Raw genomic sequence first — 20,608 nt, 5'->3', positions numbered from 1 at the left:
CGCAAAGGTCCGGCGCGCCAGGGTTTGCCGGAGCTCGTCCCAGGAGGACCCGCGGAGCGCTCAAGCTCACCGACTAGCCATCCGGGGAAGGCCCGCGGAACGCTCAAACTCACCGGCACCCGTCCGGGGAGGGCTTACAGCACGCTCAGGGCTACCGGCCCTCGTCTCTACCGGCCCTCGTCTCTACCGGCCCTCGTCTCTACCGGCCCTCGTCTCTACCGGCCCTCGTCTCTACCGGCCCTCGTCTCTACCGGTCCTCGTCTCTACCGGTCCTCGTCCGAGTACGGCCTGCGGAGCTCACACTCGACATCCGCCGCAGCGGGGCGCACCGTGAGCAGCGCCCTGGCCCGCTTCCGGTCGACGTTGGTCTCGTACCACGCGTCGTGGCCCGCTTCCAGGTCCCGCTGGACGGGCCCGAGCAGGCAGGACCGCTGCGGTTCGGGCAGCCGGTCCAGCCACGGGACGGCGGAGGCCGACAGTTCCTCCAGGTCCCGGGTGTCGATGGAGCCCTGCGTCTCGTAGCGGTCCAGGCCGTTGCGGGCGATCAACGCGTCCGGCGAGGCGAGGCCGACGGTCAGCAGGATCACCGCACCGGTCAGCCCGGCCAGGCGCGGCAGCTGCCGGGCGACGGGCCGCCCCAGTCCGGCGAGCAGGATCAGGAACAGCAGCACGCCGAGCCAGGTCTCCAGCGTCGCCGCGCACACCCGCAGGCGGGTCAGGCCGGACATCTCGACGTACAGGTCGAGCCGGCGCAGCGCCGACGCCACGACGACGATCGTCAGTACACACAGCGCGCCGAGCAGTCCGGCGAGCAGCCGGTGGCCCGGTTCCCCGCGCCCGGGCCCGAACCGCGAGGCGACGGCGATGACGACCAGCGTCAGGGCCGTGGCGACGACCAGGATCCCGAACCCTTGACGGGCGTACTCGGAGTAGTTCATCCCACTGCGCTCGACGACATCCCGATAGCCGCCGAAGAGCACCGCCGCCTGCACATAGACGAAAGCCAGGAAAACCACGTCGAGGACAAGCAGCGGCAGGGCCCATTCGAGGGCGCCGCGCGCCTTCGGGCGCGGCTTGACGGCGTCGGGCACGTGGGGGCGGGCCGCGACGCGGCCCACCGCGAGGGTCAGGAGCCCGGCGGGCAGGGCAAGGACGATGGTCGAGTACGGGTCGACCCTGGGCATCAGGCCGGTGGCCGCGGCGGCGAAGACACTGTCCGCCGCGGCGAACAGCGCGCCGAAGACGGCCACGAGCACGAGCGTGCTGAACAGCGGCCACCGGAGCGATGTCCGGACTCTGACGCCACGAAAACCCCACGCCGCGGCCTTGGGGAGCGCCCCGAGCACCGCCCACGGGTGCCGGAGCACCGCCCGCCATGTCCAGCCGCCGCACAGCGCGAGGCTGCCGAAGCCGAACGCCGCGACGCTGGTGAACGGGTGCAGCCAGTTGTCGTCCCGCACGACGGGCAGTGCGGCGAACGCGACGGCCACCGCCGCCCACACGCCGTTCCAGAGGTCGATGTGCGGGCTGCGCCGGACGGTCGCCAGTGCGGCGAGCAGCATGAGCACGACCAGGTTCGCGCCGATCGCGTCCTGGAACGTTGCGGCGGCGAACCCGGCGGCGGCCAGGGCCAGGAGCAGCACGCCGACTGTCGCGGCGCCTTCCTCGCGGTGCGGCTTCGGTGCCGGGGCCGGGCCGACCGGCGCCCAGAACCGCTCCGTCGGATCAGCGGACGGCTTGGTCACCTCGACTCACCCTGACCGGGGACTGCCCCGCACACCACGTAGTTCTGCACCGGCCGGTCCCGGAGGATGTCGCGGGCCCGCTCGCGGGCGACGCTCGTCGCGTACCAGGGGACATCGTCCCCGATGTCTTCGGCGATCTTCTCCAGGACGCAACTGCGCAGCGGCTCGGGCAACTTGTCGAGCTCGGGGACGGCCGCCGGGGACAGGTCCCGCAGGTAGTCCCGGTCGATCTTCTGGGTGCGTTCGAACCGGTCCACGCTGTGCTGGGCGATGAGCGCGTCCGGCGAGGCGAAGGCCAGGACCCCGAGGGTCAGTACGGCCGCCGCCGCGGTCAGCCGGGGCAGCGCGCGGGCGACGGGCCGGAACAGCAGCGCGGCTAGGAGCAGCAGCAGTGCGGCGGAGATCCAGACTTCGACCGCGCCGGTGGTGAGCCGGGAGCGGGTGAGCCCGAAGTCGTCGACGTACTCGTGCGAGCGGTACAGCGCGGCGGCGGCGATGACCAGCGTCAGCGCGCACAGGACGCCGGACAGGAACTTCACGGCGCGCCGGTCCTGCGGCCGGGCGCGGGGCACGGCGTACAGCGCTACGGCGAGCACCACGAGGGTCAGCGCGGTGGCGGTGAGGAGTGCCAGGAAGCCTTGACTTTCGTACTGGGCCCGGCTGGTGTCGTCGCCCAGCGGTCCGTCGGCTCCGCCGAACAGGACGACGCACTGGAGGGTGGCGAAGCCCAGGAACAGCAGGTCGAGTACGGCCAGCGGCAGCAGCCACTCGATGCGGCCGCGCAGTGCCGGGGTCGGCAGCGCGGGCGTCGGCCACCGGCGGGGCTTGACCGCCGCACTGGCGGCGACCAGCGCGAACGCGGTGCCGACGGCGGCGAACACGAGGCGCAGCATGAACGTTTTGGCACTACCGCCGCCGTCGTCGTCGGGCGCGAGTGCGGTGAACAGGTCGGCGAACACCGTGTCGGCCGCGGCGAACAGCGCGCCGAAGACTGCGGCCAGGACACCGGTGATGAGCAGGGCGCGCAGGAGCGCACCGCCGCTGCCGCGCCGGTTTCTGGTGAGTCCGGCGAAGCCGTTGAGTGCCCAGTCGAGGCCGTGCGGGAGGGCGGCGAAGACGGCGAACGGCCGGGAGAGCACCGCCCACCAGCCGCGTCCGCCGGCCAGCGCGAGGGAGCCGGCACCGAGTGCCGCGGCGAAGACGGCGGGCAGCAGCCAGGACTCAGCGGTGAGCAGGGGCACGGCGGTCAGGGCCAGCCCGAGCAGGATCCACACGAACGCCCACGGCCCGCGGCGGCGCTCGGTGACCGTCGTTGCCTCCGGTTCTGCTTCCGGGGAAACCGGAGAAGACGTCGTACGGGTCCGCAGCGCGACGTAGGCCGTCACCCCGGCGGCCAGGGCCACGGCCAGCAGGTTGACGCCGACACCGTCGACGAGCGTCGTGGTGGCCAGCGCGGGGACGACCGCGGCTGCGAGTACGGCCCGCGGTGCTCCGGGGCGCTCGAAGCGCGGCGTCCGCTTGACGACGACCGGCGGCACGGGCGGCGTCCAGCCCGGCGGCGGGCCGAAGAACCGGGCAGGGCGTTCCTCGTACGGATTGCCCCCGGACGGGGCCGACGGCTGCGGCTGATCAGGTCTCTGCGGTTCTTCCGGCGGTTGTGTCATGGGTTCCCCTCCCCTGGCGGCGCCCTCCTCCCCACTTCCGGTGACAGACCGGAAACCTTCGGCGGAACGGCTGGAAAAGCTGTTCCCTGCGTGGAGGGCGGCGGCGATCACCCTAGGGGCGGTGACCAGGGGTTTGTCACTCCACAACCGGCCTGTGACTACCTTGAAGCATTCACGCCCGGATTTGCCCCGGAAACTCCGTGGTCGTCACACACCCCGGTCGGCGACCACGTCCCCCGGCGGACGCACGCGGCAAAGATTTCCCGCCCCGACTCTTGTTCGCTGATCCGTTCGGGTGAGAATGTGCGCATGACCTTCCGGACGGACCACCAAGCCGCGCTTCCGCGGCCTGCCGTCCGTGCCCGGACCGTCCGCTGGTTTTCCGTCCTGCTGCTGGCGTGCACCGGGGTGTTCGGCGCGGCCGGAAACGCCCACGCCGGGAACACACCGCCGACGGTACGCCCCGCCCCCCAGCCGACGCTGTGCCCGATGCACGCCGCGGAGCACCCGGAGGGCGCGGGCAGCGGTCCGTGTGAGCGGGACACCCCGCAGTGCGTGCCGTCCACCGTCCCGCCCCCGCTGCCCGCCCTGCCGGGCCCGGCGGTCCTGGTGCGGCTCCCGTGGACGGCCGTACCCGACGGCGGCACCGCTGTCCCGCGCGGCGGGGAGCGTCCCGTACCGGATCTCAACGTCCTTTGTGTGAACCGGACTTAGACCGTACGACGCAGACAGTCGCTCCCGTACGCACGTCTTGATCCCGAAGGGCAGAAACCATCATGGGGCAGCAGTCCCGTACGTCCGGCACATCCGACAGTGCCGAGTCCAAGAACACCGGAACAAAGAGCGCGGCCAAGAACAGCAAGCGCCAGGCCAAGGACGAACGGCTGGGCGCGGCCCGGCAGCGGATCGCCGCCGAGCGCGACGCGCAGCGCAAGTCCGACCGGCGGCGTTCGATAATCCTCGGCTCCGTCGGCACGGCGGTGGCCACGGCGGTCGTCGCCGGTCTCGCCTTCGTCGTCCTGGACAGCGATGACAACAAGCCGAAGACCGCCGCCGACGGGCGGAAGTTCACCGGGGCCAAGCTGGTCGCCGACGTGAAGCCGGCCACCGGAACGGTCAGCCCGATCGAGGGTGTGACCGTGTACAAGGCGGCGCAGGGCCACAAGCCGAACCAGGAAGTGAAGTACAACGAGGTCGCCCCCGTGGGCGGTGAGCACGACCCGTACTGGCAGAACTGCGGCGTGTACGACAAGCCGGTGGAGGACCGGTACGGAGTGCACTCGCTGGAGCACGGTGCGGTGTGGATCACCTACCAGCCCGGGCTCCCCGCCGACCAGCTGGAAAAGCTGAAAGCGAAGGCGAAGGGCAAGACGTACATGCTCCTGAGTCCGTACGACGGGCTCCCGAAACCTGTCATGGCCACCGCCTGGGGCCTGCAATTGAAGCTGGACAGCGCCGACGACCCGCGCCTGGACAAGTTCATCGCCGCATACCGGGAGGGCCCGCAGACTCCGGAGCCGGGGGCGTCCTGCACCGGTGGCATCGGAAAGCCGCTGTCGTGAAGTTCCCGGTGCGGGCCCGGCTGGCCGTCCCGGCGGCTGCCGTGGCCCTGTCCCTCGCGGTACTGACCGGGTGCGGCTCGGACGGCTCGGACGACAAGGGAGCGGCCGCGGCCTCCCCCGCGCCGAGCGCCACGATCGGTCCGGCCCCGGCCGCGGTGACCGATCCGCCCGCAGACGGTTCCGTGGACGCCGGGTTCAGCCGGGACATGCGGGTGCACCACGCACAGGCCGTGCAGATGGCAATGCTGGTGCGCGACCTGACCGGCGACGAGGCGACCCGGCGGCTCGCGTACGACATCGCGACGTCCCAGCAGGAGCAGATCGGCCGGATGGCCGGCTGGCTGCAGTTGTGGGGCCTGCCGCTGGCGTCGGTGAACCCGGTGATGCAGTGGATGTCGCCGGGCGCGATGGGTGAGCACGCCCGGCACGCGGCGACCGGGCTGATGCCGGGCATGGCCACCCAGGAGCAGTTGGACACCCTGGGGACACTGCGCGGCAAGGACGCCGAGGTGATGTTCCTGCGGCTGATGATCACGCACCACGAGGCAGGTGTCGCGATGGCCAGGGACGCCCAGGAGCACGCCCGGGTGCAGCAGGTCCGCGATCTGGCCCGGACGATGGTTGAGGGCCAGAGCGGGGAGATCGACCTGATGCGTCAGATGCTGGCGGCCCGCGGCGTCTGATCGACGGCGTCGGCCTCCACGAGCAGGTCGGTGACGCTCCGGTCGCCGGCGCTCCTGTCCGGTACGGCCGGCTCCGGAGCGCCGCGCTCCGGAGCGGTCATTCCGGTGATGTCCAGGTCGGTGATGTCCAGGTCTGTGGCGGCGCGGCCGGTGATGTCCAGGTCGGTGATGTCCAGGTCTGTGGCGGCGCGGCCGGTGACGGCCAGGTCGGTAACGGCAAGGTCTGTGGCGGCAAGGTCTGTGGCAGCCCCCGCGGCTGCCACAGACCGGCGGCGCCGGACCAGTCTGACGATCTTCGTGGGTATCCCCACCAGGAGTGGGACCGAAGCCCCGAGGATCATTCCGCCCAGTGCGACACCCAGTGGGCTGCTGTGCACGAACTTGCCGGTCAGCGTGCCGAGCGTCGTCGCGTAGGCGACAGACACCAGCGCGCCCACCGCGGTCGCCGCGCGGAAACGGTTCTTTGGGTACCCTGTGCGGCCCGCGAGCATGTTCACCGCGGTCCTGCCCCCCGGCAGGAACCTGGTCGCCACCAGGGTCGGCATGCCGCCCTTGTCGAGGGTCCGCTGGGCGAGGTCGAAGGCCTTCTTCCGTCGCGGCCCCAGCGTGTCCGAGCCGTTGCGGCGGAGTCCCGCGCGACCCACTGCGTACGCGACCTGGTCACCGAGGAACGCCGCGACGGCACCCAGCATGAGTATCAGCAGCAGCCGGCCGTACTGGCCGCTCGACACGGCGCTGGCCGCCATGATCAACTCGTCCCCGGGTATCGGGGGGATCACCGAGTCCATCCCCACCATGGCCGGAAGCACCAGCCACAGCCACGGGGATATGAGTAGACCCGCGCCGGCGTCAGTCATGACACGGCCCTTGTCCGCGCCGTCCGACACCCGCTTGGGGGTGTCGACGCCTCAGAATCTTCGCTATCAGTCACCCTGGAATCATCGCGCGGACGTCCCACGCCGTGGACGGGGGGTCGAGCGGTCATGGGCTGTCATCTCCGATACGCCTGAGCAAACCCAGACAGACTACCCGATATGCAGGGCGCGGAGAGTGGCTGTCCCGTCACTCGACTCGGGCGCGATGGACCCGGCGGGCCCATCGCGCCCGGGAAGTCCGCCGCGTCCGTCAGGCCCGCTCCGCGACACTGCGCTCCACGCAGAACTCATTGCCCTCGATGTCGCACAGGACCACCCAGCCGGTGCCGTCCGGTTTCCGCCGGTCGTCGACCAGCTTCGCGCCGAGGCCCTGCAGCCGCTCGACCTCCCCGTCCCGGGTGCGGTCCTGCGGCTGGAGGTCGAAGTGGAGCCGGTTCTTGACCGACTTGATGTCCGGAACCAGCAGGAACAGCAGACCCGGCGCCTCAAGGAGCACCTCCGGGTCACCGGGCTCGTCTTCGGGGTGGATCGGGGTGTCCAGGACCGCGGACCAGAAGGTCGCCAGGGTGTACGGGTCGGCGCAGTCGACGCTGGTGTGCCGGATACGGGAAGTCATAGGGGCAGACACTCGCGCGTCGGCGCGGTCATCGCAAGTGAATATTCCGGGGCGCGGATCCGGCGCGCGGCCGAACAGCAGGGAAGCCCGGCGCCGGGTCGCGGAACCCCGCGGAAAAGGCGGGCCCGCTAATCGCCCGGGAGTGCGCGGGACTTTCACCCGGACGACAGCGCGGACGCTTCCCGGAGCGGAAGCGTCCGCGCGGACTATTCGACAACGCATCAGACGAACCGTCAGAACGGCAGTGCCAGACCGTACTTCCACAGGTACAGGCCAACGGCCGCACCAAGGAGCAGCAGGCCCACGACCAGGATGATGATGTTGCGGCGCCGGGCCTTCGGGTCCAGTGCCTTGTTCGCCGCCCGGCCCGCCTGGTGCTTGGTCCAGATGAGCGCGCGCTGCGCCCAGACGAACTCGGTGCCCAGGATCGCCAGCCCGACCAGGATCGCCGGGATGCCGGGTCCCGGTATGACGCACATGACGATGCCGGCCACGACCGTCGCGAAACCGACGAGGCCGATCCCGATCTTCCAGGTCATGTGCAGGGTCCTGGAACGTTTGACGAAGGCCGGCGCCTTGGATTCGAAGGCCTTGACCGCGTCGGCGGCCGTCTTCTCCATGCTGGAGCGCTCGTCGAACCCCGCGCCGGGGCCGCCGTCCGCCCCGGGGATCACCCCGTTGTCGTCCCGCACCGCGCCGGCGCCGCCGGTGGCTCCCGTGTCCATCCGTGTGTCCCCTCTTCGCCCTTCATGTCCCTCATGTCCCTCATGCCCCTCATGCCCCTCATGCCCCTCATGCCCCTCATGCACCACATGCACCACATGCCCCCGCATCCCTGAACGCGGCCGGGCCTTGGCGGGCCCGGCATGGATTCCCGCCGGAGAGGCAAACGCTACAAGGGCGCGGCGCGCCGCCGCAGGGGCCCGGGACGTACGCCCCGGCGCGGTCCGGCACGGCTGCCGCGTCCCGGACCCGATCCGGACACTGCGTCCACAACCGCGCTGCGAGCACTCCGGCACGGCCCGGGTCCGGGTCCGGTTGAAATATGGGAGTTGCAGGAAAAGGCCTCTCCACTCGGCCTTAAGGAGTACCCAGAGCCGCGTATATCGGGCAACGACGTTTACGAACCACCTGAAGGTGGGATGTTGCGATCGCCGACGTGCGAATCCCCGAGCGCACACTGAGCGAAAGGCCTTGGCGCTTATGAACACCACGGTCAGCTGCGAGCTGCACCTGCGCCTCGTCGTTTCGAGCGAGTCGTCCCTGCCGGTCCCGGCCGGGTTGCGTTACGACTCCTCGGACCCCTATGCGGTACATGCCACCTTCCATACAGGCGCCGACGAAACCGTCGACTGGGTGTTTGCCCGGGACCTGCTCGCCGAAGGTCTGCGCCAGCCGACCGGTACCGGCGACGTGCGGGTGTGGCCCTCCCGGAGTCACGGCCAGGGCATCGTGTGCATCGCCCTGAGCTCCCCGGAAGGGGAGGCCCTCCTCGAAGCCCCGGCGCGTGCGCTGGAGTCCTTCCTCAAGCGCACCAACGCCGCGGTGGCCCCCGGCAACGAACACCGGTTCTTCGACCTCGACCGGGAACTGACACAGATCCTCGCCGAGAGTTGACCGCACCCGCCCGCACCGGTCCGACCGGCCGCGGCACCGACCCGCCCGCAGGCGAACCTCGGGGACGCGGACCGGGACGGCGCCACAACAGCGGACACCCCGGCGGGCGCTGAAGAAACGACAGTAGGACGGTAGGCGAATTCCCCGGACCCGCCCCAGGGCCCGCCGGAAGGAATTCGACTCGAAGGCTTCGAAGAAGTCCCGTGCTTTTCGCTCAGACCGAAGTCGCAAGCATCGATTTCAGCGCCGGCGCCCCTCCCCGAGAGGGGCGTCGGTGTTTTTGCATACCGTACGGAAATTCCACCGCGAAACCGCCGGATTCTTTGACGCACCGTCAAGAAGGTTGTCCCGCGGACCCTCCGGACGATCAGACCGCGCTCCCGTGGCAGGCGCGGAACAGATGCGGACCACCGCACACCGCATACCTCATGTTCAACCACAAATGCCACAACCCGCACGGCGGCACTCCCCCACGCCGCCCGGCGGACCGCCTGGAAGACTGCCCGCATGAACGGACGTGATCTTCCCCTCCTCGACGTGTGGTGCGAACTCCAGTGCCCCGACTGCCGCACCGCGCTGGACGACCTGGCGCAACTGAGCGTGCGGTTCGGCCCCGGCCTCACGATCCGGCTGCGGCACTTCCCGCTGGCCCGGCACGCACACGCCCACAAGGCCGCCCAGGCCGCCGTGGAGGCCCGGGAGCAGCACGGGGACCCATGGCCCTTCGCGACGGCCGTCCTGGCCCGCGTACTGGAACTGGGATGCGCGGACACCGCCGGCGCGGAACGGCTCCTCGTCAAGGTGGCCGCGTCGGTCGGGCTCGACGCTGTCGCGATGAGGGCCGCTCTGCGGGACGGCCGCCACGCACCGGAGGTGGACGCCGACCACGCGGCCGGCCTGGCCCTGGGCGTGACCGGCACGCCGACGTACGCGATCGCCGGTCTGCTCCTGGACGGCGGCAAGGACCAGACAGGGCTGCGGGAACGCATCGAGAAGCTGCTCGCCGACTACTGACCCCCCGCCGGCCGACCGCTGGAGTGCCCGCCCGCGTCAGTCAGGTGTGCAGGCGTGCGGCTCAGAGCAGGATCTTGCCCAGGTGCCGTTCCTCGGTCCGGAACCCGTATGCCTCGCACAGGTGGCGGGCGTACGGCGGTTCCTCGTCCAGGTCCAGGTCCAGGGTCCGCCAGCCCGACTCGAAGGCCAGCCGGACCGCCCCGTCGAGCAGCGCCCGCCCCCAGCCCTCGTTGCGCCGGTCGGCGACCACTTCGAGGGCCAGGATCCGGCCGTGCGGTCCGCGCCTGCGGGCGGCCCCCTCACCGGGAGCGAGGAGAAGCGTGCCCACCCGCGTCCCGGCCACCTCCAGGGTGTACCCGTGCAGGACCGCGGAGGGCGTCAGCAGCGTCTGCGCGCGGCCCCGCGCCTGTACGGGGCTCCAACCGCCGCGGGCGAGCCGCTCCGCCGCCCTGTCGACCGCGCCGATCCGCGCGCTGTCCGTTTCCTCGTACCCCAGCGGGCGCAGCCGTACGCCGGCGCCGGGCCCGGACGGCAGGGTGCGGGCCCGCCTGGGGACGGCCAGGGTCATGGTCCGGCTGTCGGGGCGGTAGCCGAGGCTCAGCGCGAGCCGCATGCCCTGCGTCGCGCCCTCCGGGACGGTGACCGCGAGGCGTGTGCAGCGGCGACCGCGCAGGACCTCCTCCGCGGCCAGCATCGCGACGCAGGCGTGGCCGCGGCGCTGCCGCTCGGGGGTGACTTCCACGTGGTGGACCCAGCCGATGCCGGGGCCCCAGCGGCCCTGGTCGGCGAGGTGGATATGGCCGATGGGCCGGCCGTTGGCGCAGATCGCGTACCAGTGGCCCGCCGTCGGCGCGGCGGGTACGGGCACCGGGCGCAGTGTTGTGGTCATCGGGCATCCCCCTGTCCGACAGCAGCAGGCCCTCGCTTCCTGGCAGGTCGGTGCCGCAGCTCTCCCCCGTGTTGTGCCCTGCGCCACCCCCCGTCACCCCCGGCACCGGAACCCGCCGGTCCGGCGGGAGCAGGCCGGTCAGCGCGGGTCCGGGTCCTCGGCCGCGCGGGTGGCGAAGACCTCCATGGCCTTGCGGGTCAGCGGGCCCGGGGCGGGCAGTTCCCGGCCGTCGACGCGGTGCACGGCCTGGACGTCACGCAGGGAGGACGTGAGGAAGACCTCATCGGCCTGCATGAGTGTGTCAAAGGGCACGTCGAGCTCCTCGGCGCCGAGCCAGTCGACCACCAGCGCGCGGGTGACCCCGGCGAGCGGTCCGGCGGCCAGCGTGGGGGTGACGAGGCGGCCGTCGAGCGCGAGGAACACATTCGAGCCGGTGCCTTCACACAGGTTGCCCGCCGTGTTGGCGAACAGCGCCTCGGACGAGCCCCGTTCGATCGCGTAAGCCAGCATCTTGACGTTGTCGGCGTACGACGTCGTTTTCAGGCCGGTGGTGGGGGCGTTCTCGTTGCGGGTCCACGGGACGGTGCTTACGGCGGTGGTGTCCGGGCGCGGCTTCGCGGTGCCGAGGGCGACCACGAGGCTGGTGCCGTGGACGCCCCGGTCGGAGCCGAGCGGCCCGGGGCCGCCGGTGTAGGTGATGCGGAGTCTGCCCGTGCCGTCCAGCGGGTTCGCGGCCAGGACTGCGGCGCAGGCCCGGCGGACGAGCGCGCGGTCGGCCGCGGGCAGGCCGAGGCCGGTCGCCGAGCGGTCGAGGCGGTCCAGGTGGCGGCTGAGCGCGAACGCGACACCGTCGTTGACCTTCATCGTCTCGAACACGCCGTCGCCGACGGTGAAACCGTGGTCGACGACGGAGACAGTCGCCTCGTGCTCGTCGACCAGCCGGTCGCCGACCCAGATCTTCATGCGTGCTCTCCTGTGCTCTTCGCTGCTATTGCCAGGAGGTTACGGGCCTTGAGTTCAGTCTCAGCCCACTCCCCCTGCGGGTCGGAGTCGTACGTGATGCCCGCGCCGGTGCCGAAGCACAGCTGCCCGTCGCGGACGAAGAAACTGCGGATCCCCACGGCGAGCTCGGCCTCCCGCCGGTCGGCGTCGACCCAGCCGACCGCGCCGCAGTAGGGGCCGCGCGGGACGGGTTCGAGTTCGCCGATGATGCGCAGCGCGCTGGATTTCGGGGCTCCGCTGACCGACCCCGGCGGGAAGGTCCCGGCGAACAGCTCGGCACAGCCTGCTCCTTCGGTGAGCCGTCCGTCCACCTGGGACACCAGGTGGACCAGACCCGGGTGCTTCTCCAGCACGCACAGTTCGGGGACGGTGACCGAGCCGGGGCGGCACGCGTGGTTCAGATCGTTGCGGACCAGGTCCACGATCATCACGTTCTCGGCGTAGTCCTTGGGCAGCAGGTCGGCTTCGGTCGCGCCGGTGCCTTTGATGGGCCCTGAACTGACGTGGTCGCCACGCCTGCTGAGGTAGGACTCGGGTGACGCGCAGGCTATGTGGACGCCGTGCGCGGGAAGCTGGATGAGGCCGGCGTACGGGGCGGGGTTCCCCGCGGCGAGCAGCGCGGCGAGACCGCGGAGGTCGGGCGGGCCTGGTGGCAGCCCCGCGGTGAGCAGACGGCACAGGTTGACCTGGTAGACCTCGCCCTGCCCGATGTACGCGTGGATGCGGCGCACGCCGTCGCGGTAGGCCGCCGCGTCCAGGGATGTGCTCCAGGCGTCGGCGGCCAGGCCCGGCCAGTGGGCGGCGGGCAGCGGGGCTTCCCGTACGTGGGCGAACCGGGCGCACAGGGCAGTGCCCTCGAAGGAGACCGCGACCGCCCAGAAGCCGGCGGAGTCCAGCGCGGCGATGTCGTCGGTCACATCGAGGAGACCGGTGGCCAGGCGCGTGCCGAAGTAGGCCAGCGGCTCGGGCGGCAGGAGGCCCGCGGGAGGGACGGTCACGGTGCTCACAGGATCGGCGCGTTCAGGGGGGTGCTGTTGGTCGGGATCGCCGACACAGTGCATTTTAGGCAGCGAGGCGGCACAGTGGCGCCACAACCTTTTTCCGCCGCTTCTGAACTTCTGAAGGATTGCATTCGTGCTCTGTTCCATTTGCGGGGCCTGGTCCACCGCGTCAGACCGCTGCTCAGCCTGCGGTGCGGTTCCAGGGGGTCAGCCGGTTCCCGGTGCCCCGCCGCCGCCCGGCGGCAACCCCTACGCGCAGCCCAGTCAGGCCCAGGCCCCGAACCCGTGGGCCGCACCGGCCGGTCAGCCCGGCCCGTACGGCGCTCCCCAGAGCCCGACCCAGGTCTCCCCGGGGATGGTCAACGCCGGTATGCACCCCGGTATGCACCCCGGTATGCAGCCGGGCGCACAGCCGGGCATGACGTACCCGGGCACGCACCCCGGGATGCGGCCGGGCCCCTACGCCGCGCCGCCGATGCAGATGCCGTACGGAGCGGGCGGCTGGGGAGTCCAGCCGACCTTCCAGTCGCTGCGCGGCCTGGCGGTCTCGCTCTACGTGCTGTTCTCGGTGACGATGCTCGCCGCGGCACTGCGGTTCTTCGCAGAGGCCGGGCGCGCTTCGCTGATCTCCGACTGGGCCGACAACCCGCGCCTGGTCAACGAGGACGACGCTTCGGACGCTGACGCGTTCGTCTCGGCCGCCGGCGGTTTCTTCGCCCTGTCGATGCTCGCCACCGGCATCGTCTTCATCATCTGGTTCCACCGCTCGAGGAAGAACATCGAGCTGTTCGGCCCGCCGCCCACGGGCCTGTCGTCCGGCTGGGCCATCGGCGCCTGGTTCACCCCGGTGGTGAACCTGTGGTTCCCGAAGATGATCGCCCACGACGTGTGGAAGTCCAGCGACCCGCAGGCTCCGATGCGCGGCGGGGCCACCCCCGGCCGCCACGGGATCCTGTGGACCTGGTGGTCACTGTGGATCGGATCGTGGGTGTTCAGCTACATCAGCGTCTTCTTCAGCCCGGAGTTCGGTGCGAGTGAGTTCGACAAGTACGGCTACGGCCCGCAGGAGGCGTCCGACTACTTCGACGAATTGAAGCTGTCCGACTACAACGCGGCCTTCTCCTCACTGCTCTTCATCGCTGCGGCGGCGCTGGCCGTCGTCGTGGTCAAGAAGATCACCGGCTTCCAGCACCAGCGTGAGGCCTCCGCCTTCACGATGGCCGGCCAGTCGATGGGCGCACCGTGGGCCGGGGCTCCGGCCGGTCCCGGCGGCCCGCCGATCCCGCAGGCCCCCGGCTTCGGTCCCGTGCAGGGCGTGGTTCCCGGCCAGCCGTACGCCGGACAGCCGTTCCCTGGCCAGCAGTTCCCCGGCCATGCGGCTCCCGGCCAGCAGTTCGTCGGCCAGCCGGGCCCCGGTGGTCCGGCCCCGGCCCCCGCCGCCAACCCGTGGGGCGCGCCCGAGGCGTCCGGCGCAGCGGCTGCGCCCCCTGCGGCGGTCACCCCGGAGGCCACACCGGCCCCCGCCGCAGTCCCCGCCGCAGTCCCGGCCGCAGAGCCGGAACCGGAGCCGACGGTCGTCTCCCTGCGCAAGGAAGACCAGGCGTAGGCACTCAGAGAAAGTCCCCGACGGGTGCGGTTCCGTGTGCTCAGCACCCGTCGGTTGGCCCTCCCGGCGACGCTTCCGCAGGTCATCGCGGGAGTGCTGGTGCAGCCGTGCGGGTAACGGAATTTGTTCTGGCGGCGGTTTCCGCTAAAGTTCTTCTCGTCGCCAGGGAAGCGGAAACGCGGACCGGGTCAGACATGCGGACGTAGCTCAGCTGGTAGAGCATCACCTTGCCAAGGTGAGGGTCGCGAGTTCGAATCTCGTCGTCCGCTCGGTTCAACAGGAGGTCCACCACCCCCGGGGTGGTGTGACCGCCTTGGTGGAGTGGCCGAGAGGCGAGGCAACGGCCTGCAAAGCCGTCTACACGGGTTCAAATCCCGTCTCCACCTCCGAGAAGGTCAGTGGCTCCGGTTCCTTCGGGGACCGGGTCACTGCCCCTCCGATCCCGCGCGATTAGCTCAGCGGGAGAGCGCTTCACTGACACTGAAGAGGTCACTGGTTCAATCCCAGTATCGCGCACCGTCCGGACACGATTACAAGGCCGTTCCGACCTCAGCACCAGATGGGGAACGGCCTTTGATCATGTTTGGAGGCAGTACGGTTCAACGGCGGCCCGGTCACCCGGTAGGCTGGCAGCACATCCCGCGCGATTAGCTCAGCGGGAGAGCGCTTCACTGACACTGAAGAGGTCACTGGTTCAATCCCAGTATCGCGCACCACACAACTTCATCCCCCGGCGTCCTCGGACGCCGCCCGCGCGATTAGCTCAGCGGGAGAGCGCTTCACTGACACTGAAGAGGTCACTGGTTCAATCCCAGTATCGCGCACCAGCAGGTTGAGAAGGCCGGGCCCGTCAGGGTCCGGCCTTCTTCGTGCGCCCGCTCCCGTTCCGCTCGGAGCGCGCCGCCTTTACAGTTGCCGCAGATTCACTGGCACGCGTAAACGACCGCGTGCGCCAAGGAGTTCGACACAACGCCGGAGAACCTCAGGCAGTTCCTTTTCACCGGCGACGAGACGGCGCTGCACGTCGTCAAGGACGCCCACATGCGCGCCCGCGACGCCTTCAAGGCTGTGCGCCCGCAGACGCAGGTCGGCATCACCCTGGCCCTGCACGACGGCCAGGGCCCGGACCCCGACGAGGTGGCGGCGCACGACCACCACCTCTTCGGGCAGTTCCGCGCGGCGATGGAGGGCGACGATTTCATCGGCGTGCAGAACTACAACACGCCTCATCATCGACGCGGCGGGCAAGTCACTCCCGATGCCTGCGGGCGCCGGGACCACGCAGCTGGGCTACGGGTACTACCCCGGGGCGCTGGAGAACGTGGTCCGCGTCGCGGCGACCGCCGGCAAGCCGGTGATCGTCACCGAGAACAGTCGGTCGACCTCGGACGACTCGCGCCGCGAGGAGTTCATCAAGCGGGCCTTCGCGGGCGTGCGGATCGCGCTCGCCGACGATGTCGACGTACGCGGCTACTGCTGGTCCGCGCTCGACGCCTACGAGTGGATGCCCGGCTACCGGCCGACGTCCGGCATCATCGCGGTCGACCGCTCGGCCCAGGAGCGCACAGTCAAGGACAGTGCCCGTCTGCTCGGCCGCATCGCCCGCGCTGACGCGCTGACCGACTGGGCGGTCCGGCGTACGAAGACGCTCCCGGCGGCCGGGTCGCACCGGCCGCCGGGAGCGCACTTTTTCTCCGCGCTACTTCTGGGCGGGTCCAGGCACCGCGGTCCCGGCCGCCACCACGGCAGGCTCCACGGCGGTTTCCACTTCAACCTCCGGTTCCGGCGCCACCGCCTGGGCGGGCACCGCCTTCGGCCGCGGTTTGACCTTCTTGCCGCCTGCCGCCTTGTCGGGCTCCCGGTAGCCGAGCCCGCGCAGTTCCTCCAGGCTCCAGCCCCCACTGAGCGCCGCCGCCCAGGCGTGCAGCAGCCGCTGTTCGCCCTCCATCGCCGCGAGCTGCAGGGGTTCCAGCTCAACTGCGGCCTCCGCGATCTCCCGGAAGAGCCCGATCCGCTGGTCGAGCAGCTTGCGGGCCGCCTTCTCCGCGTCGTCGATCGTACTGTAGTCAGCCATGTGCGTACGGTAGCGATTCCGGGCGTCTGTACGGAAATCCACGCGCGGGGAAGGGGCCTGAAAACCAATCAGTCCAGACCAGTCGCGGGTCCGGCGTGCGGTCGGTCACGTCGCGGCCCGATATTGATCTGACTATGCGTCAGCTATCGTGAACGAAGGAACAGCACGGGGCGGGCGGACGGAGAGAACATGCGGGTGGGCGAGGTCGCGGGCAGCGACCGGCAGCGGTACGGCAAGCCTCTGGACGGGGTGACCGTACTGGCCGTCGAGCAGATGCAGGCTCTGCCGTACGCCACCCAGCTCCTGGCCCGGCTGGGCGCGGACGTCATCAAGGTGGAGCCACCCGGCGGCGAGTCGGCGCGGGCCGCGCTGCCGATGATGAACGACCCCGGAGGCCGCCCGGTCGGCGTGACCTTCCTGCGCAACAACCTCGGCAAGCGCAGCATCACCGTGGACCTCAAGAACCCTGAGGGCCTGGCCCTGGTCCTCGAGCTGGCCAAGAAGGCCGACATCGTCTGCGAGAACTTCAAATCCGGTACGGCGGCCAGGCTCGGCATCGGCTACGAGGACATCAACGCGGTCAATCCGCGCGCGGTCTACCTCTCCGTCAGCGGGTTCGGCAACACCACCGACAGTCCCTACGCGGGCTGGCCGGCCTACGCACCGGTCGCCGAAGGCATGGCGGGGCTCTACGACTTCAAGCGCACCGTGGGCGTCCCACCGGTCGTGTCACCGCTCGGCGCGGTGGGCGACACCGGTTCGGCGATCTTCGCGGTGATCGGCGTGCTGGCCGCGCTGCGCCACCGGGACGCCACCGGCGAAGGCCAGTACGTCGACATCTCGATGTACGACGCGATGACCGCGTTCAACGACGCGGGAATCAGCTACTGGTCGATGGGGTTGAAGGACCCGGGCCTGGCCCCGCTCATCAACCACGCGTTCCGCGCGGGTGACGGCTTCTTCATCATCCAGTGCGCCCGCCCGCACATGTTCCACGCCATCGCGCGGCTGGTCGGCAAGCCCGAGTGGGTCGACGACCCCCAACTGGCAGGGCCGCAGGACTGGTTCAACCGCATCGACGACATGATCCGGCCCGCGCTGGAGTCCTGGGCGCGGAACCTGACGCGGCTTCAGGCCAGTGAGGCCCTGTGCGCGGCCGGTGTGGCGGCGGGGCCGGTCAACAGTCCGGGCGATGTGATCGGGGACCCGCACATCCGCGACCGCAACATGATCATGGAGATGGACCGTACCGACGGGAACCCGGACCCGATCCTGTTCCCCGGCAACCCGGTCAAACTCTCCAAGACAGCCGAGGGCCCCGAGACCCGGGTGCCGTGGCTCGGCGAGCACACCGAAGAGATCCTGCGCGACGAACTCGGCCTGGACGACGCGGAGATCGCCCGCCTCACCGCGGCCGGGGCGACCGGCTCCAAGAACTGAAACAGCACGCCCGACTCTCGAACCAGCGGGAAGTGGACCCACACATGACAAGCACTCCGGAAACCCGGGGCATCCTCGGCTACGGCACCTACCTGCCGTACCGCCGTCTGGACCGCAAGGGCATCGCCGCAGTCGCCGGGACCGGCGGCGGCAAGGGCACCCGTACGGTCGCGTCCTTCGATGAGGACACCACCACGATGGGCGTCGAGGCCGCGCGCTACGCGCTGCGCGGGACTCCCGGCGCGGCCCCGCGTTCACTGCTGTTCGCCACGGTGAACCCCGCGTACACCGACCGGACCAACGCGACCACCATGCACGCGGCGTTGCGCCTGGACGCCGGTGTCCCGGCGGTCGACGCGACAGGTTCGGTACGGTCCGCAGCCGGTCTGCTGCGGCTCGCGCTCGACGGGACGACCCCGGCGCTGGTCGTCGGGTCCGACATCCGCACGGGCCTGCCGGGCAGTGCGGACGAGTCCCAGGGCGGCGACGGCGCGTCGGCGCTGCTCACAGGATCGGGTACCGGCGTCATCGCCGAATACCTCGGTGGCGCGAGCGCCACGGCCGAGTTCGTGGACCGCTGGCGGGTGCCGGGCGAGAACCGGTCCCGGCTGTGGGAGGAGAAGTTCGGCGAGAACCACTACCTGACGGCGGGCCGCCAGGCGTGGAACGAGGCACTGAAGGCCACGGGACTGACGGCCGATCAGATCGACCGGGTGGCGATCGCCGGTCTGCACGGCCGTGCGGTCGCCTCGCTCAGCCGCAAGTTGTCCGTACGCGACGGTGTCCTGGCGGACAGCCTGGCAGCGACCGTCGGTGTGACCGGTGCGGCGCACCCCGGTGTCCTGCTCGGGTCGGTGCTCGACACGGCCGTGCCCGGTGAGACCGTCGCGCTGGTCGTCCTGTCGGACGGCGCCGAGGTGTTCGTCTTCCGCGCCACGGATGCGATCGCTGCGTACCGGCCGGTCCGTACGGTGGCCGAACAGGTCGACGGCGGTGGCCCCGTCGCGTACGGCAAGTTCCTGTCGTGGCGCGGCATGCTCGCCGTGGACCCCCCGCGCCGCCCGGAGCCGGCCCGTACGTCCTCGTCGGCCGCCGCCCGGTCGGCGGACTGGAAGTTCGGCTTCGTCGCCTCGCGGGACCGCTCCTCGGGCGCGGTGCACCTGCCGCCCGCGCGGGTTTCGATGCGCGGCGGCGCGGTGGACGACATGGAACCGGTGCCGATGTCCGATGTGGCCGGCACCGTAAAGGCGTTCACCATCGACCGGATGGCCTACTCCCCCAGCCCGCCGATCGTTTTCGCGGTCGTGGACTTCGATGGCGGGGGTCGCCTGCCGGTCGAACTCACCGACATAGACCCCGACGAGGTCGCCGACGGCGACCGGGTGGAACTGACGTTCCGTCGGCTCGGTACGTCCGACGGCATCCACAACTACTTCTGGAAGGCGCGCCCCGTGCGCACCTCCGCCGCTGACAACTCAGACACTGCCGGGGAGGCGTGACATGGGTTCCCATGGCATCAAGGACCGCGTCGCGATCATCGGGATGAGCTGCACGCCGTTCATCGAGAACTGGGACAAGGGCGTCGACGACCTCCTCGTCGACGCGGTGACCGCGGCGTACGCGGACGCGGGCGTGGCCAAGGAGCAGGTCGACGCGTACTGGCTGGGCACCGCCCAGTCGGGCATGTCCGGCATGACGCTGTCGAAGCCGCTGCAGTTGCAGAACAAGCCCGTCACCCGGGTCGAGAACATGTGCGCGACCGGCTCCGAGGCGCTGCGGCAGGCGGCCTACGCCGTCGCGTCCGGCGCGTACGACGTCGCCCTGGCGGTCGGCGTCGAGAAGGTCAAGGACTCCGGGTTCCAGGGCCTGAACGCCTTCCCCGTCCCGGGTGACGGCACCGCCAGGACACTGACGGCCGCCGCGATGTTCTCGATGGTCGCCCCGGCGTACGCCGGGAAGTACGGCGTCGGTCAGGACGAGATGCGCGCCGTGCTCTCGCACATCGCGTCGAAGAACCACTACAACGGGGCCCGCAACCCGCGCGCGCAGTTCCGCAAGGAAATGTCGGCGGAGAAGATCTCGGCGATGCCGAAGCTGGCCGGGCAACTGGGTGTCTTCGACTGTGCGGGCGTCGCGGACGGCGCGGCGGCGGCGATCGTGGTCCGGGCGCAGGACGCGCACCTGTACACGGACAACCCGGTCTACATCAAGGCGCTGTCCCTGGTGTCCGGCAACGGCTCGGGGGTGACCGACCCGGAGTACGACTACACCACCTTCTGGGAGATCGCAGCCTGCGCCGAGGACGCCTACCGGCAGGCCGGTGTCACCAACCCGCGCGAAGAGATCGCGATGGCCGAGGTGCACGACTGCTTCACCCCCACCGAGTTGGTGCTCATGGAGGACCTGCAGTTCGCCGACCGCGGCACCGCGTGGAAAGAGGTCTTGGCCGGCGCCTTCGACCTGGACGGCCGACTGCCGGTCAACCCCGACGGCGGACTGAAGAGTTTCGGCCACCCGGTAGGGGCATCCGGCCTGCGGATGATGTTCGAGGCGTGGCTCCAGCTACGCGGCGAGGCCCCCGCGGACCGTCGGATCCCGGCCACCGGAAGGAACCTGGCGCTGACCCACAACCTGGGCGGTTACCCCGGTGAGATGGTGTCGTTCATCTCGATCCTCGGCAGCGAACTGGGCTGACCCGGGTGACTGTCCGTCATCTCGAAGACGGGCTCCGGGCCCGCGTTCCGGCACCGGCCGGCGCGCGGGCCCGACCTGTTCTGCGGGCGTTCCGGCCCGGTTCAGCGCCAGACAGGCCCGGGTCAC

General features: G+C 70.7%; 19 protein-coding genes, 5 tRNA genes and 1 pseudogene. 15 read left to right on the top strand and 10 right to left on the bottom strand.

What is annotated here, in order from left to right; all coding sequences use genetic code 11:
- Positions 1 to 263: 263 nt before the first annotated feature.
- Positions 264 to 1,745 (bottom strand): DUF4153 domain-containing protein, encoded by a 1,482-nt coding sequence (locus AC0Z36_RS10225; RefSeq protein ID WP_485462439.1) that lies wholly within the window; start codon positions 1,743 to 1,745, stop codon positions 264 to 266.
- Entirely contained in the window at positions 1,742 to 3,409 is a 1,668-nt protein-coding gene (locus tag AC0Z36_RS10220; RefSeq protein WP_485462438.1) for a DUF4153 domain-containing protein, read from the bottom strand. The genes AC0Z36_RS10225 and AC0Z36_RS10220 overlap by 4 nt, the downstream gene beginning before the upstream one ends.
- Before the next feature lie 309 nt (positions 3,410 to 3,718).
- Between AC0Z36_RS10220 and AC0Z36_RS10215 the strand changes: the two genes are divergently transcribed.
- From AC0Z36_RS10215 to AC0Z36_RS10205, 3 genes are all read left to right on the top strand, one after another.
- Positions 3,719 to 4,123 carry a hypothetical protein gene (locus AC0Z36_RS10215; RefSeq protein ID WP_485462437.1) on the top strand — a complete coding sequence of 135 codons (405 nt, stop codon included), beginning with the start codon at positions 3,719 to 3,721 and terminating at the stop codon, positions 4,121 to 4,123.
- 62 nt (positions 4,124 to 4,185) lie between these two features.
- Positions 4,186 to 4,971, top strand: coding sequence for a thioredoxin-like domain-containing protein (locus AC0Z36_RS10210; protein ID WP_485462436.1), 786 nt, complete (start codon positions 4,186 to 4,188; stop codon positions 4,969 to 4,971).
- Positions 4,968 to 5,654, top strand: a complete 687-nt coding sequence (locus AC0Z36_RS10205) for a DUF305 domain-containing protein (protein ID WP_485462435.1) — start codon at positions 4,968 to 4,970, stop codon at positions 5,652 to 5,654. Before AC0Z36_RS10210 ends, AC0Z36_RS10205 begins: the two co-directional genes overlap by 4 nt.
- Here AC0Z36_RS10205 and AC0Z36_RS10200 read toward each other — a convergent pair.
- The 3 genes from AC0Z36_RS10200 to AC0Z36_RS10190 form a co-directional block, all read right to left on the bottom strand.
- Entirely contained in the window at positions 5,627 to 6,511 is an 885-nt protein-coding gene (locus AC0Z36_RS10200; RefSeq protein WP_485462434.1) for a DedA family protein, read from the bottom strand. The two genes, AC0Z36_RS10205 and AC0Z36_RS10200, sit on opposite strands and share 28 nt — an antisense overlap.
- Positions 6,512 to 6,779: 268 nt before the next feature.
- Complete coding sequence (locus AC0Z36_RS10195) at positions 6,780 to 7,145, bottom strand: VOC family protein (RefSeq protein ID WP_485462433.1); 366 nt, start codon at positions 7,143 to 7,145, stop codon at positions 6,780 to 6,782.
- Positions 7,146 to 7,378: 233 nt separating this feature from the next.
- Positions 7,379 to 7,870: a TIGR02611 family protein gene (locus AC0Z36_RS10190; protein ID WP_485462432.1), complete on the bottom strand. Its 492-nt coding sequence runs from the start codon at positions 7,868 to 7,870 to the stop codon at positions 7,379 to 7,381.
- Between the two features lie 478 nt (positions 7,871 to 8,348).
- Between AC0Z36_RS10190 and AC0Z36_RS10185 the strand changes: the two genes are divergently transcribed.
- A complete protein-coding gene (locus AC0Z36_RS10185) occupies positions 8,349 to 8,762 on the top strand; it encodes an SsgA family sporulation/cell division regulator (protein WP_485462431.1) in 414 nt (137 codons plus the stop codon).
- A gap of 507 nt (positions 8,763 to 9,269) precedes the next feature.
- The gene (locus AC0Z36_RS10180; protein ID WP_485462430.1) at positions 9,270 to 9,776 is read left to right on the top strand and encodes a DsbA family protein; all 507 of its coding nucleotides are present in this window, start codon (positions 9,270 to 9,272) and stop codon (positions 9,774 to 9,776) included.
- A 61-nt stretch (positions 9,777 to 9,837) separates the two neighbouring features.
- Here the strand turns inward: AC0Z36_RS10180 and AC0Z36_RS10175 are convergent, their stop codons facing one another.
- The 3 genes from AC0Z36_RS10175 to AC0Z36_RS10165 form a co-directional block, all read right to left on the bottom strand.
- Positions 9,838 to 10,665: a GNAT family N-acetyltransferase gene (locus AC0Z36_RS10175; protein ID WP_485462429.1), complete on the bottom strand. Its 828-nt coding sequence runs from the start codon at positions 10,663 to 10,665 to the stop codon at positions 9,838 to 9,840.
- 138 nt (positions 10,666 to 10,803) lie between these two features.
- Entirely contained in the window at positions 10,804 to 11,628 is an 825-nt protein-coding gene (locus AC0Z36_RS10170) for an aminotransferase class IV (RefSeq protein WP_485462428.1), read from the bottom strand.
- On the bottom strand, positions 11,625 to 12,626 hold the full coding sequence (locus tag AC0Z36_RS10165; protein WP_485462501.1) for a chorismate-binding protein: 1,002 nt from the start codon (positions 12,624 to 12,626) through the stop codon (positions 11,625 to 11,627). The genes AC0Z36_RS10170 and AC0Z36_RS10165 overlap by 4 nt, the downstream gene beginning before the upstream one ends.
- 175 nt (positions 12,627 to 12,801) lie before the next feature.
- Here AC0Z36_RS10165 and AC0Z36_RS10160 point away from each other — a divergent pair, with 175 nt between their 5' ends.
- The 6 genes from AC0Z36_RS10160 to AC0Z36_RS10135 all read left to right on the top strand — a co-directional run bounded on the left by AC0Z36_RS10160 (position 12,802) and on the right by AC0Z36_RS10135 (position 15,101).
- Positions 12,802 to 14,274, top strand: coding sequence for a DUF4328 domain-containing protein (locus AC0Z36_RS10160; RefSeq protein WP_485462427.1), 1,473 nt, complete (start codon positions 12,802 to 12,804; stop codon positions 14,272 to 14,274).
- 196 nt (positions 14,275 to 14,470) lie between these two features.
- Positions 14,471 to 14,543: transfer RNA gene (locus AC0Z36_RS10155), tRNA-Gly, on the top strand.
- A 46-nt stretch (positions 14,544 to 14,589) separates the two neighbouring features.
- Positions 14,590 to 14,660, top strand: a tRNA-Cys gene (locus AC0Z36_RS10150).
- A 58-nt stretch (positions 14,661 to 14,718) separates the two neighbouring features.
- Positions 14,719 to 14,790 (top strand) — tRNA-Val (locus tag AC0Z36_RS10145).
- 125 nt (positions 14,791 to 14,915) lie between these two features.
- Positions 14,916 to 14,990: transfer RNA gene (locus AC0Z36_RS10140), tRNA-Val, on the top strand.
- 36 nt (positions 14,991 to 15,026) lie between these two features.
- Positions 15,027 to 15,101 (top strand) — tRNA-Val (locus tag AC0Z36_RS10135).
- 79 nt (positions 15,102 to 15,180) lie between these two features.
- Here the strand turns inward: AC0Z36_RS10135 and AC0Z36_RS10130 are convergent.
- Positions 15,181 to 15,522 (bottom strand): hypothetical protein, encoded by a 342-nt coding sequence (locus tag AC0Z36_RS10130; RefSeq protein ID WP_485462426.1) that lies wholly within the window; start codon positions 15,520 to 15,522, stop codon positions 15,181 to 15,183.
- Between the two features lie 10 nt (positions 15,523 to 15,532).
- Between AC0Z36_RS10130 and AC0Z36_RS10125 the strand changes: the two are divergent.
- A pseudogene (locus AC0Z36_RS10125) lies at positions 15,533 to 15,820 on the top strand (family 1 glycosylhydrolase); the annotation flags it as partial.
- A gap of 153 nt (positions 15,821 to 15,973) precedes the next feature.
- Here AC0Z36_RS10125 and AC0Z36_RS10120 read toward each other — a convergent pair.
- Complete coding sequence (locus AC0Z36_RS10120) at positions 15,974 to 16,348, bottom strand: hypothetical protein (RefSeq protein WP_485462503.1); 375 nt, start codon at positions 16,346 to 16,348, stop codon at positions 15,974 to 15,976.
- A 189-nt stretch (positions 16,349 to 16,537) separates the two neighbouring features.
- On the opposite strand from AC0Z36_RS10120, the gene AC0Z36_RS10115 reads away from it, so the two are divergent.
- Genes AC0Z36_RS10115 through AC0Z36_RS10105 form a run of 3 tightly spaced genes read left to right on the top strand, consistent with a single transcriptional unit; the run spans position 16,538 to position 20,482 of the window.
- Entirely contained in the window at positions 16,538 to 17,788 is a 1,251-nt protein-coding gene (locus tag AC0Z36_RS10115; RefSeq protein WP_485462425.1) for a CaiB/BaiF CoA transferase family protein, read from the top strand.
- Between the two features lie 44 nt (positions 17,789 to 17,832).
- Positions 17,833 to 19,287 (top strand): OB-fold domain-containing protein, encoded by a 1,455-nt coding sequence (locus tag AC0Z36_RS10110; protein WP_485462424.1) that lies wholly within the window; start codon positions 17,833 to 17,835, stop codon positions 19,285 to 19,287.
- Between the two features lies 1 nt (position 19,288).
- Positions 19,289 to 20,482 carry an acetyl-CoA acetyltransferase gene (locus AC0Z36_RS10105; protein WP_485462423.1) on the top strand — a complete coding sequence of 398 codons (1,194 nt, stop codon included), beginning with the start codon at positions 19,289 to 19,291 and terminating at the stop codon, positions 20,480 to 20,482.
- The last annotated feature ends 126 nt before the right edge of the window (positions 20,483 to 20,608 follow it).

It is taken from the genome of Kitasatospora sp. UYEF31, from assembly GCF_057291755.1.
This window is presented reverse-complemented; position numbering and strand designations above follow the sequence as displayed.